Origin of the sequence: Nonomuraea sp. NPDC059194, from assembly GCF_042754765.1 — a bacterium.
In the GTDB taxonomy this organism is placed as follows: Bacteria; Actinomycetota; Actinomycetes; order Streptosporangiales; family Streptosporangiaceae; genus Nonomuraea.
On record NZ_JBHZBH010000075.1, the window covers coordinates 1 to 18,331 of the forward strand.

General features: G+C 71.5%; 13 protein-coding genes and 1 pseudogene. 7 read left to right on the top strand and 7 right to left on the bottom strand.

The window, feature by feature from the left end:
• Nucleotides 1-127 precede the first annotated feature (127 nt).
• The gene (locus ACFXJ8_RS42745) at nucleotides 128-910 is read right to left on the bottom strand and encodes a family 16 glycosylhydrolase (RefSeq protein WP_379651137.1); all 783 of its coding nucleotides are present in this window, start codon (nucleotides 908-910) and stop codon (nucleotides 128-130) included.
• A gap of 224 nt (nucleotides 911-1,134) precedes the next feature.
• On the opposite strand from ACFXJ8_RS42745, the gene ACFXJ8_RS42750 reads away from it, so the two are divergent.
• Nucleotides 1,135-1,689 carry a hypothetical protein gene (locus tag ACFXJ8_RS42750; protein WP_379651115.1) on the top strand — a complete coding sequence of 185 codons (555 nt, stop codon included), beginning with the start codon at nucleotides 1,135-1,137 and terminating at the stop codon, nucleotides 1,687-1,689.
• Between the two features lie 68 nt (nucleotides 1,690-1,757).
• Here ACFXJ8_RS42750 and ACFXJ8_RS42755 read toward each other — a convergent pair.
• The 4 genes and pseudogenes from ACFXJ8_RS42755 to ACFXJ8_RS42770 form a co-directional block, all read right to left on the bottom strand.
• Nucleotides 1,758-2,905, bottom strand: a pseudogene (locus tag ACFXJ8_RS42755) (serine hydrolase domain-containing protein).
• Nucleotides 2,874-4,313: a hypothetical protein gene (locus tag ACFXJ8_RS42760; RefSeq protein WP_379651117.1), complete on the bottom strand. Its 1,440-nt coding sequence runs from the start codon at nucleotides 4,311-4,313 to the stop codon at nucleotides 2,874-2,876. Before ACFXJ8_RS42760 ends, ACFXJ8_RS42755 begins: the two are co-directional and overlap by 32 nt.
• A gap of 114 nt (nucleotides 4,314-4,427) precedes the next feature.
• Nucleotides 4,428-5,294 (bottom strand): hypothetical protein, encoded by an 867-nt coding sequence (locus ACFXJ8_RS42765; RefSeq protein WP_379651119.1) that lies wholly within the window; start codon nucleotides 5,292-5,294, stop codon nucleotides 4,428-4,430.
• A complete protein-coding gene (locus ACFXJ8_RS42770) occupies nucleotides 5,294-5,854 on the bottom strand; it encodes an RNA polymerase sigma factor (protein ID WP_379651121.1) in 561 nt (186 codons plus the stop codon). The genes ACFXJ8_RS42765 and ACFXJ8_RS42770 overlap by 1 nt, the downstream gene beginning before the upstream one ends.
• A gap of 227 nt (nucleotides 5,855-6,081) precedes the next feature.
• Here ACFXJ8_RS42770 and ACFXJ8_RS42775 point away from each other — a divergent pair, with 227 nt between their 5' ends.
• The 6 genes from ACFXJ8_RS42775 (at nucleotide 6,082) to ACFXJ8_RS42800 (ending at nucleotide 15,067) form a co-directional block, all read left to right on the top strand.
• Entirely contained in the window at nucleotides 6,082-7,701 is a 1,620-nt protein-coding gene (locus tag ACFXJ8_RS42775; protein WP_379651122.1) for a hypothetical protein, read from the top strand.
• Nucleotides 7,698-8,750 carry a hypothetical protein gene (locus tag ACFXJ8_RS42780; protein ID WP_379651124.1) on the top strand — a complete coding sequence of 351 codons (1,053 nt, stop codon included), beginning with the start codon at nucleotides 7,698-7,700 and terminating at the stop codon, nucleotides 8,748-8,750. Before ACFXJ8_RS42775 ends, ACFXJ8_RS42780 begins: the two co-directional genes overlap by 4 nt.
• A 122-nt stretch (nucleotides 8,751-8,872) precedes the next feature.
• Complete coding sequence (locus ACFXJ8_RS42785; RefSeq protein WP_379651126.1) at nucleotides 8,873-9,199, top strand: acyl carrier protein; 327 nt, start codon at nucleotides 8,873-8,875, stop codon at nucleotides 9,197-9,199.
• On the top strand, nucleotides 9,196-13,347 hold the full coding sequence (locus ACFXJ8_RS42790; RefSeq protein WP_379651128.1) for an amino acid adenylation domain-containing protein: 4,152 nt from the start codon (nucleotides 9,196-9,198) through the stop codon (nucleotides 13,345-13,347). Before ACFXJ8_RS42785 ends, ACFXJ8_RS42790 begins: the two co-directional genes overlap by 4 nt.
• Entirely contained in the window at nucleotides 13,344-14,078 is a 735-nt protein-coding gene (locus ACFXJ8_RS42795) for a thioesterase II family protein (protein WP_379651130.1), read from the top strand. Before ACFXJ8_RS42790 ends, ACFXJ8_RS42795 begins: the two co-directional genes overlap by 4 nt.
• Nucleotides 14,057-15,067, top strand: a complete 1,011-nt coding sequence (locus ACFXJ8_RS42800; protein ID WP_379651132.1) for an LLM class flavin-dependent oxidoreductase — start codon at nucleotides 14,057-14,059, stop codon at nucleotides 15,065-15,067. The genes ACFXJ8_RS42795 and ACFXJ8_RS42800 overlap by 22 nt, the downstream gene beginning before the upstream one ends.
• 11 nt (nucleotides 15,068-15,078) lie before the next feature.
• Here the strand turns inward: ACFXJ8_RS42800 and ACFXJ8_RS42805 are convergent, their stop codons facing one another.
• Nucleotides 15,079-16,374, bottom strand: coding sequence for an MFS transporter (locus ACFXJ8_RS42805; RefSeq protein WP_379651133.1), 1,296 nt, complete (start codon nucleotides 16,372-16,374; stop codon nucleotides 15,079-15,081).
• Nucleotides 16,355-18,331: AMP-binding protein (locus ACFXJ8_RS42810; protein ID WP_379651135.1), on the bottom strand; the 1,977-nt coding region annotated here is incomplete at its 5' end. The genes ACFXJ8_RS42810 and ACFXJ8_RS42805, both read right to left, overlap by 20 nt.

Genomic DNA, 18,331 nt, shown 5'->3' on the forward strand with positions numbered 1-18,331 from the left:
TTGGGTGTCTGGTGTGTTGTTTTTTTTTAAAACTACCCCTCTATCCACCGGGCCCGGGCCCCACATCGTATTAACTTGCCCGGGCGGGCGCCCCCGCCGGGCCCCCCCCCCACGTTTCTGGGCGGGCCTACCTCTGCCAGGCGCGGACGTAGTCGACCACCAGGCGACCCACCGACTCCGGCGCGGGAGGCACCCCGGAGTACACGAAGTTGCTCACCATCAGGTTGACCGGGCCCTGGGGCGCGCCGTCCGCATGGCACACCCGCGTCCCGTCGACGTAGAAGTCCGTCCCCGACTCGCGGATGTCGGCGCCGTAGACGTGCATGCCCGCGCTCGGGTCGAAGCCGGGCTTGTGGATGCACCCCTGGTCGTCGTCGGAGTGCCGGGTGAGATACAGGTGGCGGCGGTTGTCGGAGAAGTACTCGAAGACGTCCGTTTCGGTCCGCTCGTGGTTCCCCGCCGCCTGCCAGGTCCAGAAGGACGGCCAGAACCCTGATGATTCGGGAAGCTTCGCCCTGATCTCGACGTACGCGTGCCGGAAGGCGTAACCCTGCGGCCCGGTGGAAGTGATCAGGCAGCTGGTCCACCAGTAGCGGTGCCCGGACTCGGACCGGATGTCGTCGGACCTGGCCGTGATGGTCAGCGATCCGTCGGCCACGGAGCAGTTGCTGGGCTGGTCGAACTCCAACTGCTTGCTGCCCGGATTGCCGGTGCCGTACGGCTCGCCGGACCAGTCGGACTCGGCCGTCGAGCGATGCCGCCACTTCGACTCGTCGACGGCGGATCCATGGAACTCGTCGCGGAACTTGAGCGTCCATCGCCCGCCGGGCCCCACAGGTTCGACGCCTCCGGGTTTCGAGAGCGATGCCGGGACCGTGTGCTCGCCGGTACTCATGGTCAGGGCCGACATCACTGCCAAGAATCGTATCAACCACATGGTTCCCACCTCTCTCCGACAATTCATTGATTCGCCGCCCAAGTGGGAAACCTGTGTCGAGCGTGTCTGTGAGGTCTGTTTGCCGGGCGGACACGTGCCCGCGAACCTCTTTGACGTCCGATTGGGAGCTATATCCGTCAGCGCGGTCTCAGCGCCGTGAGAGCGGCGTATCAGCGGGTGGCGCGATCGTCTTTCCCATGGAAACCACCAAGAACCAGGCCCGTCCCCGCACCGTCACCGTCGCCGGCGTCCTGCAGCTGCTGTTCGCCCTGGCCTTTCTGATCGCACCCCTCGCCGGCCTCGTCTACGGCGCCGACGTCCAGGCCGCGGCCGAGGCCGAGCTCGCCAGGCAGGGCCTCTCACCCTCCGTCCTGGCCGAGAACGGCATCCACTTCGACGAGGGCGGCTACGCCCTGGTGGTGCCCGTCACCACCGCCGTGATCGCGGCGATCCTGGCGTGGCTCAACCTGGCCGGCAAGCGCGCCGGCCGGATCCTGACCCTGATCGTGCAGCCGCTGTTCCTCGCCCTCGACGTCTTCATCTTCACCAGCCAGGCGGCCAAGGTGCAGTACCTGCAGTCCTTCCTCGGCGCCGGCGGCAACGCGCAGGCGGTCCTCGATGCGAGCGAACGCGTCTACCCCGCCTGGCTGCTCGCCGTTTCCGACGGCCGCCTGTACGCCACGATCCTGGCCTCGGTGGCGGTCATCGTCCTTCTCCTGCTCCCGTCGGCCCGCGCCTACTTCCGTAAGTGACCCGGCCCACTGCGCGTCTCGTCCGGATTCATCGGGTACGGCACGCGCAGCAGGGTGCGGGAGGTCCCTCAGCGTTTCGCGGAGGCGCCCGCCTCGATCATCGGCAGCTTCGTGGCGTCGGAGGCCTTGAACCCGCCGGCCCCGCACATGGCGCCGACAACGTGCCCCGCCCAGGCCTGCTGGCCCGCCTCGGTGCCCGGGTGCCAGGTCATGTTGATGCCGGCGGATGCCTGCTTGCCGCCGTCCACCGTGTTGAGCGACAGCGTGGCCATGCCGATGACGCCGCCGTCGTGCCCCCACAGGGTTCCGCACGGCGTGGGGTAGGCGATGAGGCCGAGCCCGTAGTCCATGGTGAAGGGGATGCCGGGACCCGGCGTGATCGGGCCCGTCTTCATCATCTCGGCGAGCTGCGCCTGCCCGATCAACCGGCCGCTGAGCAGCGCGCGGAAGAAGCGGTTGAGGTCGTCCATCGTCGAGACCATCGCGCCCGCCGTACCGGCCCACGACATGTTGAACGTGTGAAGTCTCTCAGCGGGAAGGATCCGAACGCCGACGTGTACGCCTTGGCGTGCGGGCGGGGCAGGTGCGGCGTGCGGGGGAAGAACGTGTGGGACAGGCCCGCCCGCCAGATCACGTGCCGGGTGATGTACCGCTCGGCGGGCATCCCGGTGACCTTGTCGAGCAGCAGGCCGAGCACGACGTAGTTGGTGTTGGAGTAGCTGCCGGGCGCGGCTCCCGGCTCGCCCGAGCTGCCGACGCCGAGGCCGAGCTGGACGAGCTCGTGGTCGGTGTACTGCCGCGCGCGCATCTCTTCGAGGCTGTCAGGGCCGGTGATGATCGCGGCGTCGTAGTCGCCGAGGTGGCTGGTGTGGTTGAGCAGCATCCTGACGGTGATGCGCCGGTCGGGAAGCAGACCGGGCAGGTAGTCCTCGACGGGGGCGTCGAGCCGTACCTTGCCCTGTTCGACCTGTTGCAGAACGGCGGTGGCGACGAAGGTCTTGGTGATGCTGCCGATCCGGTGGAACATGGCCGGCCGCGTGGGGCGGCCGGCCTCGAGGTCGGCCAGGCCCGCCGCGCCGCGCCAGCGGTGCCAGCCGTCCTGGACGGCGGAGTAGGCGCCCGCGATGCCGCCCTTGGGGATCTCGTCGAGCGTGCGCTGCAGCTCGCGCCGGTCGAGGCCCGGCTCAGCCGCGTGCGCGGCCGGGGCCTTCGCCATCACCCGCCTGTCCCGGGCCCGCTCGCTCGCTGCACCGCCGGAGCAGGGCGTGCAGGGCGAGGGCGGCGGCGAGACAGGCGACCGGAACCACGGGCAGCACGTATCGGTGATCGAAGTCCAGGACGGCGACCGGGCCGACGAGGAGGCCCATCGCGACCGTCCAGGGCAGCAGTGCCGTGCGGCGGCGCAGCACCGCGCCCGCCGCGCCGAGCAGCAGGATCGCGGCCAACAGCGGCCCACGCAGGTAGGCGGGATACTGATAGGCGATCAGGAAGTCGGCGTATGGCCCGACAGAGGAGAGCCCCCTGATGTCCTGGTCGTACTCCCGCTTCACCTTGTCGATCAGCGGCTGGCCGGGCAGCGGCCAGTGGCCACGGTTGAAGCCGAATGCCGGAGTGGTCCGCCGAGGATGCGCTATCGGGGTCCAGGAGAAGGCGATCGAGGTGTCGCGGACGACCTCGCGCAGGTAGTCGAGCGGCTGGGCGGCGATCGCCCTGATCGCGAAGGAGCGGGCCAGGTCGTTGTGCGAGAACCGGCCACCGGGGAGCCGGTTCAGCGAGGCCCCTGGCGCCCAGACGTACTCGGAGGCAGCGTCCACGACGGTCCCGTTGGGGCAGAGCCTCGCCTCCTCGGCGGGCGGCTTGATCACCGCGCAGTCGGCGAAGGTCATCGTGCGTGCCCACAGTGCCACTCCGTCGGCGCCGCTGAGGGTGAACCTGCCGTGATGCGCGCCGTACCAGGCGGCGTAGGCGGCCAGGGGCAGCGTCCCTGCCACCGCCACGGCGGCCAGACGCCGCCAACCGAGGCGCTGGACGGCCAGGACGACCAGGACGAGGAGGAGCAGGGGCAGCGCGATCGTCCGGGTCAGCGCGGCAAGCGCGAACAGCAGGCCCGCTCCCATGGCGGCACGGACCGACAGCCTCGGCGACCACATCAGGACGGTCAGACCCGCCACGACCAGGAAGATGAACTGCGTGTCCGACAGGACGGCGTGCTCGAGCCGGAGGTAGGAAGCGTCGAACAGGATCGGCACCGCGGCTGGCGCGGCGCCCCAGCCGGGCAGTGATCGGCGGCGAAGCAGAGCATAGATCAGCACGCCGGTGACCAGGCCCATGACGTGCTGGGCGGCCACGATCACCTCGACGCTGTGGAACGGCCACAGCGCCCGCAGGAACAGCGGGTACCCGATCGGGTGGAAGGCGGCCGACGGTTGGAGGTGGACCGCGGTGTCGAGATAGCTGAAGGAGTCGTACCAGTACAGCTGGGCGGGCCGGTAGCCGAGCATCGTGATCACCCGCAACGCCGCGGCGAGAACGAGAACCACGGTGAAGACCCGGTGGTCCGCGAGGGCGGCGAACCTGACCGGACTGCGCCGGGAAAGCGCGACCAGGCGACTTTCTGTGAGCATGCGGAATCCGATCGTCATCGACGGAGGTCGTCAGGGAGGAATCCGCGCATGCGGAACAGAGCGCATGGCGGTGACAGGACGGCCTGAGCCCTCAGCCTCAGCCCTGCTCCAGGGTCAGGAGCCGCCGGAACAGGTGGCGTCCAGCGGTCGCGGGTTGGGGTTCGGCGTGGTGCTCGCCACCATGAGTGCCTTACCCGCCGAGCTCATGACGCCGTCGTGGACGTACCAGTTGCCGGCAGGCCGGACCCCCTGGGTGTAGGAGACGAACTCCGCCTCCACACCGCGCTCGCGCAGCATCGGCACGAGCTCGGCGACGGTCTTGTTGACGTAGTCCACGCAGTGCAGCGGCTCTCCGGGCAGGCCGATTCCCGGTGGCATCGTGTACTTCTCGCCGGGACGGGCCTCGCGGCCGAGAATGATCTCAGCCTGCTCCTTGTAGCCGACTGGAACCTTCACGCCGATCGGGCATCCGGCGAACTGGTGGCAGGGGCCGGGGGCGTCGAAGGTCTTGACGGGGCCGTCGGCAGGAGCGGGCTTTCCCTCCTTCAGCAGGCCGGCAGAGTTGATCACGAAGATTTTCCCTGCGTGGCTCGCGGAGGTCGGCACCAGCTCCAGCGTGATGTCCAGGCCGCGCGCCTTGAGCTCGGACTGGTACATGTCCGGGTCGGCGAACAGGTCCTTCACCGCGATGACGTAGTAGCCGCCCTCCTGCTTGATGTCCAGCGCCGCCGAGGCCGGAGCCGAGCCGATGCCGAGAGCGCCGGGAAGGGCCCATCCCAGAACGACCGCCGCAGCGGTCAGCACGGCGACGACCGGCACGGCGAGCCAGCGGCGACGGCGTTCGTGCGGCCGGGCCGGCGCGACGGCCGAGGTCGTGGTGATCTCCTCGAACAGCTCCCTGGCCAGCGGAGTCATGCCGGGGCCGGGGTCGGGCGCGATGTCGGCGACCAGGCGGTCGATGGTGCGCTGGATGTCGTCCATCACGTCCTCCCCTTCGTCAAGGCGATCGCCCGCAAGCCGTACCTGGCCAGGTCGAGCCCGGCGATGCGCAGCTCGCCGGCCAGGCGCTTGCGCGCCCGGTGCAGGCGCAGCCGGGCCGCGCCGCGCGAGCAGCCCAACACCGTCGCGATCTCTTCGGAACTCAGCCCTTCCCAGCTGACCAGAGCGAGCATCTCCCGGTCGTCGGGGTTCAGCCGGCGGAACGCCTCACGGACGGCGTCGAGATCGTCCGTGCCCGCCGGGCCGGACGCCTCCGCCCACACGGCGAGCTGCGCGCCGAGCCGTTCGACGAGCTCGCTGCGCCGGGACTCGGCTCGCCGGCCGTTGGCCAGCACGCGGCGGGCCACCCCGTACAGCCACAGGCGGGCCCTGGCCCCGCCGGGGATGTCCGCCACGCGTCGCCAGGCGGTGGTGAAGGTTTCGGCGAGGGCGTCGGCAGCGTCATCGGGAGAGTTCGTGCGCCGCCGGACGTAAGCGAGGATGTCCGGATAGTGCGCGGTGTAGATCTCTTCAAAGCGCTGCTTGAGATCAGGGGGGCCCACACTGCTCCCTCTTGTAGGAGGCACCTTCACTCCGTACGTGTCCGGAACTTGCCGGTTGTTTCATCCCTGATTCGGAGAATTTTCGGGCCCGGTCATCGGATCGGATCGGTGGCGAGCCCATTCAACGACAACGCCCTGGCAAAGGATTGCGTGTTGGCCGGGCCGTGCCTCGCCCGCTCCTGGCAGGGTCCTACGCGGCTGCACGGCGATGAGTGATGGAGGGGCAGATGCGTCTTGTCGGGGAAGGGCGGCAGTTCGACCGCCTGCTCGAAGCTGCCAGGGTCTACTGGGGCAGACGCCCCTCCGGGCCCGGCCCCTGCGTGGTGGCCGAGGCCATGCACCAGGACATCCGCGTGATCGTCCGCAACCTGCTGCTCGCCAACGCGATCTGCGATGTGACCTCCGCCCGGCTCGTCGTGCTCACTGGTACCGACCGTGAGTGGAGCAAGGCGCTGTGGGAGGAGTTCAACGTCGAGCGGGTACGGCAGCTGGCGGAGGCGTTCGGCGCGGCCGAGGTCGTCGACATGCACGACCTCACCGACCGCCGGCTCGCCGAGCACGGCGACGATCCCGCCGAGGGGATCGATCGGGCAGCGCTCCAGGAGATGGAGAAGGCGACGCTGATCCGGCTCAACCAGGTGCCCAGGCTGCCGGAGGCCGAGAACGGTCGCTACCGCGCGCGGCGTGCCCGTACCAGAGCCTTCTCCGCCGTCTACGAGCGGCTGTTCGGCGAGCTGTCGCCGGTCGCCCTGGTCACCAGCCATGTCGACTACGACCAGTGGGGGCTGGCGGTCGAGACGGCCATGCGCATGGAGATCCCGGTCGTGCACGCCCAGAGCACCGGGTCGTTGAAGGCGTACACGCTCTTTCCCGAGGCGCGGCAGGGCAAGGGCACCTTCCGCGAGGAGCTCACCCGCGAGATCGCCCGCTTCTTCGACGAGCGCGTCTGGCCCCACAGGGACCTCATCAGGCCGAACGCCGAGCTCGTGGCCTGGCGCGCCAAGGAGAACCTGGGCAGAGGTGACACGAGTTCTTTCGAGGTCCGTACGGAGACCGAACGCCGCCAGCTTCGCCGGCACGGCTGCGATCGGCTCGGCCTCGATCCGGACCGTCCGCTCTTCACCGTGTTCAACCATGCCGTGTCCGACGCGGTCGGAACGAACCTCGAAATATTCGACGATCTCGCGCAATGGTTGGAGGAAACGGCCGACTTCGCCGCGACCGAGGAGTCGGTGAACTGGCTCTTCCTCGACCACCCCAGCCAGGACCGCTACGACACCACCGGCCACTTCGCGTCCGTCGCCCGACACCATGCCGGGCGCTCGCACCTGGCCTTCGCGCCGAGCGGGACGATGTCGAAGAACATGCTGTGGAGCCTGACCGACGTGGGCGTCACGGTCCGCGGCAGCGTCTCCAACGAACTGCCCGCCTACGGCATCCCTGTCATCCAGGCAGGCTGGTCGGAGTGGAGCGGCTGCGGCCTGTCGCACGTGGCCGAGAGCAGGGCCGACTACTGGCGGCTGCTCGCCGAGGCCGTCGCTCAGCAGGTCAAGGGCGAGTCCGTCCTGGGGCCCGAGCAGCGGGAACGGGCGCGGCTGTGGCTGTGGCTGTACCGAAGCGGGGCCGACGTGTCCTCGCCGCTGCTGCCGCACTGGGAGCTCGGCGACGGCGAGGACTACCTGCGCGCGCTGGCCGTCGGCATGCGGCACGTGGAGCGCGACGGCGACCCGCTCCACTGCGCGGTGCGCCGCATGTGGGAACGGCGCGAGCCGCTGCTCGGCCGCTTCGACTTCCGGGATCCAGCAGGGCTCGCCACGGCCCTCACCGCATCGAGGAGCGCTTCATGACCTCACTTCTGAACGGCCCCGCCACCGCGTTCGACGAGACCGTCGTTCCGATGTCGCCACCTGCCGACGTGTTCAGCGGAGGAACGGCCGCGCTACAGGTGGCCGACCAGTTCCACCGCGGCGTCCAGATCATGGGCCGGTTCGAGCGCTCGGGCCTGGTGGGCTTCAAGGTGGCCGCGAAGGGCAGGCCGCTGCGCGTCAAGGTGTCGCTGGCCGTGGACGCCGTCTCCGTGCCCGGCTGGCACCTGCCGGAGCCGTCCGGCCAGGTCCAGGCCGCGCACCTGCCGCCGCGCCTGGTGCAGGTCCGCGCCCAGGGACGGCTGCGGCAGTGCGTGCTGCTGAAGGGCGGCAAGAGCATCATGAGCGCCCAGGCCACCTTCGACCTGATGCCCGACGAAGTGCCAGACGACGGCCTGGTCTGCGTCGAGGCCCTGGACATCACCGAGGGCAGCGGCGTCTCCCGCGAGCTGCGCGAGGCGGTGGCGGGCACCGTCATGGGCGGCGGTACGGCCGGCCTGCGCATCGACAGCGTGGCGTTCGCGGAGAGCCACGACGGGGCGACGTACCTGCGCGGCCAGGCGCTCGACGGCGCCCGCTGCGAGGCCCACTCGCTCATCAGCTGCGGCGGCCTGGCCAACCCGAACCGGCGCGGCACCAGCTCGCTGCGCACCGGCATGTTCGTGGTCAACCCCGTGCCGCCCGGCGTGTTCGGCGCGGGCGGCCGGCTGACCATCCGGCTCGGCAGCAAGATCGCCGCCGCGACCGGCAAGCCCGCCAAGGCCAGGATGGTGCGCAGGGCTGTCCTGCGCGCGGGCGGCGAGGCGAGGCGGCTGCGGCACACCGCGCGTGAAGTCTTCCGTACGGCGGCGCCGTACGTGGATCGGATCATCAGCGTCAGGGACGGCGACCTGACCACGCCCGCCCGCTCGACGGCCGGCAACATCCTGGAACTCGACCTGGCCGCCCCGATGATCTCTCCGGTGCTCGTCTTCGTCACCGCGAGGGAAGGCACGGTGCCCACGCTCGTGTCCGCGACCTGGCACCCCTGAGCCTCCCCACAAATCCCGAAAAATCCGGGCTTGTCGGGGGTTGTCGGACTCGGGAAGGATGCATGGTGCCGGATGGTGATCCCCTCCGGCACCATGCTTCAGGCTCGGACAAAGGACGCCGGATGACCCACGCCAGTCGGCCGACGAACCACCAGCAGGTGGTGGCGGAGCTCGTTGAACGGCGGCTGGGCCGCCCGCTCGACCCCGACCTGAACTTCTTCGAGGCGGGACTGGATTCGCTGGCTCTGGTCGAGCTGCACGACGAGATCACCGGGACGCTCGGGGTCGACCTGCCGGCGACCGCGCTTTTCACGCATCCCAACCTGGAGGCGCTCGGCCGCCTGATCGCGCAGGGCAGCGCACCGGCGCGAGGCGACGCGGGGCGGCGACGGCCGGTCGGCGGCAGCCGCCGTGACATCCGCGCCCGCCTCCGGGAGGACGGCCGGTGACCACTCCCCAGTCAGTGCCCTCGGCTTTACCTGAGTCCACGCCCGAGACCGCGCTCGGGGCCGGGCTTGAGGAGAGGCCGGTCGCGGTCATCGCGCAGGGCCGGTTCACCGGTCAGGACGATGCCGTGGAGGAGGCCGGGCACGATCCGGCGGCGCAGGTCGTCAGGGTGTTCGACGGGGTGCGCAAGGCGTGCGCCGCGCTGCTGGCGGGGGAGTGCGAGCTGGCCGTCGCCGACAGCGGCGAGGTCGCCGCGCTCACCGGGACGCTGGTGCTGCGCCTGCTCGATCGGGCGTTGCTCGACGGTGACATCGTGCAGCGGGTCATCTGGCCGGACGACCTGGCGGTGGAGGACGGCTATCCGCCGGTGCACGTTCCCGCCGACGTCAGGCCGCGCGTGGTGGTGTGGTCGGGCCGCACGCCCCAGGAGGCGGACGCGGTACGGCGCGGCCTGGCGGGCTTCTTCGCCGGGCTGCGCGAGGAACTGTTCGCCGACGCCGTGGGGACGTTGCTGCGCGGCAGGGCCGTGCACGCGGTACGCGGAGCGGTGGTCTGCGGGAGCGCGGCCGAGGCCGCCGCGGCGCTGACGGCCGAGGCCCGCTCCGGCCAAGCCTTCGGTTGGACCGGCGCCTTGCCGGGTGAGGTGTCGGCGGAGCTGGCGGCGGCGTTGTACGGCGTGGAGCGGGTCTTCACCGAGGCCGTGGACGTCTGCGTGGAGGCCCTGGAAGGGCACGGCCACGACCTTCCCCCAGGCTGGACCGGCCGCCTGCCCGCGGACTGGGCCGGTGACGCGGCGGCCTTCACCTCCGCCTACGCCCTGACCGCCACGCTCGCCGACTGGGGCGTCGCACCGACGGCCACGCGCTCGCTCGACGACCTGATCGCCGACCTGACGCGAAAGGCCGGGTCCGCCGGTTGGGGCGATCGGCAGCAGCCCGCTGCCCCCGAAGACACGGGGGCGGGGCTGGCCGTACCCGAAAAGGCCGTACCCGAGAAGACTGAGCCGTGGGGGCGGGATCGGCGGGGGCTCATGGCGGCCCTCGCCCGGCTCTGGGTGGCGGGGGCGCCGGTGGAGTGGGCGGCCGTCGAGCCCGACCATCCGCTGCAGCGCGTCCCCATCCCCAGGCCGGGCGACGAGCTGCCCCCGTCGATGGAGCCCACGCGTCCGCTCACCGCCGTGCCGTACTCCTTCTGGGTGCTCGAACAGCTCGCCCCCGCCAGCGGCGTCTCCAACCTGGCCGTGGCGTTCAGAACCCGCGAGCCGCTGCGCAGGCTCCCGCTGCAGATCGCGGTGAACCGCCTGGTCAAGCGGCATCCCGCGCTCCGCCTCAGGTTCCCGGTGGTGGGCGGCGCGCCGGTCAGGCACCTCACCGCGCCGCAGGACGCGCAGCTCAAGCTCGTGACCAGGCCCACGTCGGAGGAGACGCTGGTCGCCGACCTGCAGGCGTTCCTGGACGAGCCGTTCGACCTGGGCCGCGACCTGCTGGTCAGGGCGGGCCACTTCACCCTGCCCGACGGCGGGGGCAGCGTCGTCTGCCTGGTCGGCCACCACATCGTGATCGACGCCCACTCCATGCAGCTGCTGGTGGAGGAGCTGGGCCGCTTCTACGACAGCCAGACGGCCCAGGAGCCGCTGCCCGCCGAGCTGACGGGTGTCGCGCCCATGCTGGAGCCCGGCGTCCCGTCGCAGGAGTCGCTCGACTACTGGCTGGAGCGGCTCGACGGCGCAGACCCGGCGGCAATGGTGCTGCCCGGCAGCAGGCACTCGCCGTCCAACCCGACGTTCGCCGGGCACACCTGCTCGTGGCAGCTCGACGAGGAGACCGTCAAGGCTCTCGAAGAGCTCAGGACGCGGCTGCGGACCACCGGCAACATCGTGCTGGCCACCGCGTTCCTGCTGACGTTGCGCGGTCACGGGGCGGGGCCTGACCTGGTGGTGGGCATGCCGGTCAGCACCAGGACCGCGGCGGGTCGCGGGCACGTCGGCTACGGCGTCAGCACGCTGCCGCTGCGTGTGCGCGCCGAGCTGGACGAGGACTTCGGCATGGTCGCCAGGCGGGTCGAGGAGGCCTGGCAGGAGGGCGTCGAGCACGCGGACGCGTCGGTGGAGGCGGTGCTGACCCGCCGCGGGCACGGCACCGACGACTGGCGGGTGCCGCTGTTCCGGCACATGTTCAACTACCGGCCGTGGAGCGACGAGCAGGTGCGCATCCGTGGCGAGGTGCCGGGCTACATCGAGGACCTGTTCGACCGCAGCCGTCTCGACCTGCAGGTCGTCGCGGTGCAGGAGCCTGACCGGCTGACGATCAGGGCGTGGCACAGCACCGAGGTGCACGACGAGGCCGAGATCGAGGCGTTCGTGGCCCGGATGGCGGCGGTGCTGCGGCAGGCGGCCGGGGGAGCGGTGGCCGACGTGCTGTCGCCTGCCGACCGGGCGCTGCTCGACAGGGTCAACGACACCGCCCGCGAGTGGCCCGACACGCTGGTCTCCCGGATCCGCCCAGGGCAGGCGGTCGCGGTGCGGGAGGGCGCGCGCGAGGTCACCTACGACGAGCTGCTCGGCCGCGCCGCGGCCGTCCGCGCGCTCTTGCGCGAGCAGGGGGTACGGCGCGGCGAACTGGTGGCGCTGGGCCTGGACCGCTCGGCCGACCTGGTGGCCGCCGTGCTCGGCGTCTGGCAGGCCGGGGCGGCGTTCCTGCCGCTGGACGTCCGCCAGCCGGAGCTGCGCCTGGCCTACCAGGTGGCCGACTCGGGCGCCCGCCTGGTGATCACCGGCGTGGAACGGCCGGAGTGGGCAGGGAGCACGCCCGTCGTGGCCATGCCCGAGGCCACGGCTCCGCTCGGGGAGCCCGAGCACGGGGAGATCGCGTACGTGATCTACACCTCCGGCTCGACCGGCAAGCCCAAGGGCGTCCAGGTCACCCACGCCAACCTGACGAACCTCGTCTTCGACTTCGCCGCCCGGTTGGGCGAGCCCCGCTCGGCGCTGTGGTCCACCACTCCCTCGTTCGACATCTCGTGGCTGGAGCTGCTGCTGCCGCTGGCCGTCGGCGGCACGGTCGTGGTGGCCTCCGACGAGGACCAGCTGCAGCCGCGCAGGTTCCTGGAGCTGGCGGGGACGGTGGAGGTCGTGCAGGCGACACCGACGGCCTGGCGGCTTGCCGTACCCGAGGCCGGAGGGGAGCTGGCCGGGCGGACGGTGCTGTGCGGCGGCGAGCCGATGCCCGCGGCGCTGGCCAGGGACCTGCTCGCGCTCGGCTGCCGGGTCTTCAACGTCTACGGGCCCACGGAGACCACCATCTGGTCCACCGCCGCCGAGCTGGTGGAGCGGCCGGGCGACCCGGTGCCCGCGGGTGCGCCGCTGGCCAACACCAGGATCTTCGTCCTGGACGGCGAGGGCCGGGAGTCGCCGCCCGGCGTGCCGGGGGAGCTGTGCGTCGCGGGCGACGGGGTGAGCGCCGGTTACCTCAACCGGCCCGAGCTGACCGGGGAGCGCTTCGGCCGGCACGAGCGTTACGGCCGCTTCTACCGCACCGGCGACCGGGCCAGGATCCGCCACGACGGCGTCCTCGAGCTGCTGGGCCGCGACGACCGGCAGGTCAAGCTGCGCGGCCACCGCATCGAGCTGGGCGAGGTCGAGGCGGTCCTGCACGAGCACGAGGCGGTCAGGGTGGCCGCCGTCGTCCTGGACGGCGACCCGCAGACCGACGGCCGCCTGGTGGCCTTCCTCGAAACAACCCGAGACGAAACGACCCGCGAGGATCTGCGGGAGGAGCTCTGGCGCTTCGCCAGGACCCGGCTGCCCGACTACGCGGTGCCCACCGGGTACGTCGTCGCCGACCGGCTCCCCACCACCGCCAACGGCAAGATCGCCTACCTGGACCTGGTCGTGCCGAGCGACGAGCGGGGCGCGCCGTCCGAGGCGGGCGAGGGGCTCGTCCGCCAGGTCGTGGCCCTCTGGCGGGACGCGCTCAACCGCCCTGACCTCGGGCCGCACGACAACTTCTTCCTCAACGGCGGCCACTCCGTGCTGGCCGTCCGCCTGATCGCGCCGCTGGAGGAGCTGGCCGGCCGGGCCCTGTCGGTCAGGGCCGTGTTCGACCATCCGACCGCCGCCGAGCTGGCCGCCCACCTGGGAGGCATCCGATGACGCCGTGGTTCGTCCAGGTCAAGGAGGGCGAGCGGGCGCTGGTCGCCTTCCCGCACGCCGGTGGCGGGCCCTCCTCGCTCAACGCGGTCGCCGCGTGCCTGCCGGACGAGGTGGGTCTGTGGGCGGTGAACCTGCCGGGCCGTCAGGCCAGGCTCGCCGAGGCGCCGCGCACCGACCTCGACGGGCTGGTCGACGACCTGGCCCGCGACCTGGTGGCGCGGCGGGAGCCGTACACGCTGTTCGGGTACTGCAGCGGCGCGCTGCTGGCCTACCTCGTCTGCCGCAGGGTCGTGGAGCTCGGGGGCGCGCCCGAGCGGCTGGTCGTGGCCTCGTTCGTGGCCCCCGACGTGACACTGCCGCTGCGGCGGCTGCCCTCGCTGCCGTCGTGGCTGTTCTGGGAGCAGCTGATCGAACTCGGCGGCGTGCCGCCGGAGCTGGCCGAGCGGGAGGCGCTCTGGCCGGTGCTGGAGCCGGCGCTGCGCGCCGACTTCGGGCTGCTGGCGGGCTACCGGCACCGGCACTCGCCGCCGCTGCCCACCCCCATCACCGTCCTGTACGGCACGCGAGACCGCTCGCTGACCAGGGGCGGCCTGCTGGGCTGGCGCAGGCACAGCGAGCGCAGGCCGGTGCTGCGCCCGATCGACACCACCCACTGGCTGGCCGAGGACGCCCCAGGGCCGTTGGCCGCCGTGATCGCTCAGGAGATGGGATGCGCCTCGGTTACAGCATGAGCTACTGGGGTGGCGCGGGGCTCGGCCCCGCCGACCACCTGGCGCTGGTCAGGGAGGCGGAGGCGCTCGGCTACGAGTCGGTGTGGGCGGCCGAGACGTACGGAACCGACCCGGCCAGCCTGATGGCCTGGATCGCCGGACAGACCGAGCGGATCGCGCTGGGCACCGGCGTCCTGCAGATGTCAGGGCGCAAGCCGGTGGTCGCGGCGATGACGGCGGCCACCATCGACCAGGTGTCGGGCGGCAGGGCCAGGCTCGGCGTCGGCGTGTCGGGGCCGCAGGTCGTGGAGGGCTGGCACGGCGAGCGCTTCGACCGGCCGCTGGCCCGCGCCCGCGACTACCTGGAGGTCGTACGGCTGGCGCTCGGCGGCGCCCCGGTGAGCTACCGGGGCCAGACGATGACGCTGCCGCTGGACCACAGCGAGGGCAAGGAGCTGTCGCTGGCCGTCTCGCCGGTGCAGGAGCGGCTGCCGGTCTACCTGGCGGCGATGGGCCCCAAGACGATCGCGCTGGCCGGGGAGCTGGCCGACGGCTGGCTGGCCATCCACTTCCCGCCCGAGCACCTGGCCACCATGCGCACGCACCTCAACGGGCGGGACATCGACGTCGCGCCGATGCTGCTCACGCTGGTCGAGGAGGACCAGGAGCTGGCCTACGACATGATGCGGCCGATGCTGGCCCTCTACCTCGGCGGCATGGGCTCGCGGCGCACGAACTTCTACAACCGGCTGGCCGCCTCGCTCGGCTTCGAGAAGGAGGCGGCCCTGCTGCAGGAGGCGTTCCTGGACGGCAGGCAGGGCGAGGCCATGGCCCTGCTGCCGGACGCGCTCATCGACGCCATGACCCTGTGCGGCCCGGCAGGCAAGCTGCGCGAGCGGGTCGCCGCCTACCGCGAGGCGGGCGCGACCAGCCTGATCGTCGGCCTGGTCACGCCCACCCGGCGGCTGCGCAGCCGTCAGCTAAGGCTCATCGCCCAGCTGGTCGCCTGAGCCCGCCTGGTTCAGGCCTCAGCCTGGGCCTCAGCCTGGGCCTGGCCGGGGGGTTCGGGCATCTGCTTGAGCTTGGCCAGCGGCGACCACACCATCGCGGCGATCGGCACCAGCGCGCCGATCGCGATGACCACCCACAGCGCGGTTCTGATCCCCACCGCCCCGGCCAGCAGACCGGCGCCCAGCGCGCCCAGCGGGGCGGGGATCAGGCCGAGCGAGTAGATGGAGGCGATCACGCGGCCCTGCAACTGCGGCGGGGTGACCGTCTGCACGAGCGTGGTGTTGGTGACGAAGAAGACCTGCGCGGTGACGCCGCTGATGACCTGCGCGGCCACCAGCATGCCGACCTTCAGCCAGATCTCGCCGGTGGCCAGCGGGATGAGGAAGAGGGCCACGTTGCCGTACACCATGGACCAGACCAGCACGCCGCCGACGGAGTAGCGCTTCATCACGCGTACGGCCAGCAGCGCCCCGAGGATGGCGCCCACGCCGCCGCCGGCCAGGATGCCGCCGAACCAGGCCGCGGGCACGCCCAGCTCGCGGATCACGTACAGCGCGTAGATGGAGTTCATCGCGCCCAGGATGAACAGCGAGAACACCGCCGAGGAGATCGCCAGCGGGCGGATCAGCGGGTGCTTCATCACCCACAGGACGCCTTCCCAGATGGCCTTGTGGATCTGGCGTGCCGTGGTGTCGTCGGGCTCGGGACGCGCCTCGGGCCGCTTGATCAGCGCGACCGCGATGGCGGAGGCCAGGTAGGACACCGCGTCGATGATCAGCAGCGCGGGCGCGGCGATCACCTTGAGCAGCGCGGCGGCGATGCCGGGGCCGACGGTGTTGGCCAGCGACTCGGTGAGCTGCAGCTTGGAGTTGCCTTCGAGGAAGTTCTCCGGCGGCACCAGGAACGGGAAGTAGCTGCGGTAGGCGACCTGGAACATCGTCCCGAGCAGCCCGATCAGGAAGATCACGACGTACAGCCAGGCGAGCGTGAGCATGTCGGCGAACCAGGCGATCGGGATCAGCATGAGCAGCGCGAAGCGCGCCACGTCGGTCCAGATCAGGACGGTCCGCTTGCGCACCCGGTCGGCCAGCACCCCGAAGAGCAGGAACAACACCATCGGCGCCCTCAGCAGGAAGCCGACCACGCCCATCTCCTCTTCGGAGGCGTTCAGGACGGTGACCGCGATGACGGGGATCGCGAAGTAGGTGATGAAGGACCCGAACTGCGACAGGCTCTGCCCGGCCCATAACCGGAGGAAGTCGGCGTTGCGCCACAGGGTGGACTGCTCACTGGTGGGGGATGCCATGGTCCATCCACTTTCTGATATCGGCGGCCGCACCGGCGACCAGGGGTTCGTACAGGATCGGGACGCGCTCCTCGGGGATCGGCGCGTGCGCGAGCCGTCCCTTGACGACCGAGGGCCACTGGCCGTCCTCGGGCCGCGGCGCGAAGAGCGCCACGTCACCGTCGTACGGCTCGTGCCTGAAGCCGCCGACGGCGTGCGCGTTGGCCCGGAAGACCGCCAGGTAGCGGCGTGCCTGCTCGACGTCGGCGGTGTCGGGGGCCAGCCGGTTGGCCGCCGACGCCGCGCCCATGACGGCCAGCAGCCGCTCCTCCGGCGGCAGCTCCGCCAGCCGCTCCGGGTTGAGGCCCAGGGTCTCCTCCGGGCCGCCGGCGAGCGCGTGGAAGAGCAGGACGGTGTCGTCCTCCAGCGAGGCGGGCGCCACCGGCTCCTCGGCGTTGGCGTACATCAGCACGACCAGCGGGACCTGCTCGCCGCGCTCGCGCAGCCGCCTGGCGACCTCCAGGGCGATGTTCCCGCCGATGCAGAAGCCGCCCAGCACGTACGGCCCCTGCGGCCGGACCGCCAGCACGTCGTCCACGTAGGCGTCGGCCATGTCGGCCAGCGACGTGTGCGGCTCCTCACCGGGCGCGAGACCGTGGGCGGCGATCGCGTACACCGGCTGGTCGGGGCCGAGCCGCCGGGCCAGCGGGTGGTAGCGGAACACCTGCCCGCCCAGCGCGTGGATGAGGAAGACCGGCGTCCGGTCGCCCTTCGCGTTGAGCGCCACGACCCGGCTCGCGGGGGCCAGGTCCTCGGGCTGCCTCAGCACGTCGGCCAGTTCGTGGACGGCGGGCGCGGCCAGCACGGCCGACACCGGCAGGTTCCTGCCGAGCTCGTGCCTGATGCGGGCGGCCAGCCTGAGCGCGCTGAGTGAGTGGCCGCCGAGCTCGAAGAAGTCGTCGAGGACGCCGACCGCGGTCACGTCCAGCACCTCTTCGTACAGCACGGCGACGCGCGCCTCGATCTCGTCGCGCGGCGGCACGTACGGCCGGCCGCTCGCGGGCTCGGGCGCGGGCAGCGCGGCCCGGTCGAGTTTGCCGCTGGAGGTGAGGGGCAGCGCGTCGAGCGGCATCCAGACGCGCGGGACCAGGTGGTCGGGCAGCCGGGAGCGCAGCCGTTCGCGCAGTTCGGGGCCGCTCTCGCCGACCACGTAGGCGACCAGGTAGCCGTCGTGCGCGGTCACCACGGCGTCGACGACCGAGGGTTCGGCGCGCAGGGCGGCCTCGACCTCGCCCGGCTCGACCCGCATGCCGCGGATCTTGACCTGGAAGTCGGTGCGGCCGAGGTATTCGAGTTCGCCGGTGGGCAGCCAGCGGGCGAGGTCGCCGGTGGCGTAGAGCCTGGAGCCTGGGGTGAAGGGGTCGGGGACGAAGCGTTCGGCGGTGAGGGCGGGCCGGTTGAGGTAGCCGCGCGCCACCTGGACGCCGCCGATGTGGAGCTGTCCAGGGGTGCCGACGGGCACCGGTCGCATGGCGGCGTCCAGGACGTGCAGCTGGGTGTTGTCCACGGGCCGCCCGATCGGGACGACGCTCTCGCCGGGGACGTACGGGTGCCAGGAGACGTCGACGGCGGCCTCGGTCGGGCCGTACAGGTTGAAGACGGCGGCGCCGGGGACGCGGGCGGCCAGGTCGGCGGGCAGCGCCTCGCCGGAGCAGATGACGCGCTGGGGGAGCTGGATGTGTTCTTCGAGGAGGAAGGCTTCCAGCATGGAGGGGACGAAGTGGGTGGTGGTGATGCCTTCTTCGACGATGAGGTCGCGTAGGTAGGCGGTGTCGCGGTGGCCGCCTGGTTTGGCGATGACCATGGTGGCGCCGGTGATGAGGGGCCAGAACAGTTCCCAGACCGACACGTCGAAGGTGGTGGGGGTCTTGTGCAGGACCTTGTCGTCGCTCGTGAGCTGGAAGGTGTGTTGCATCCA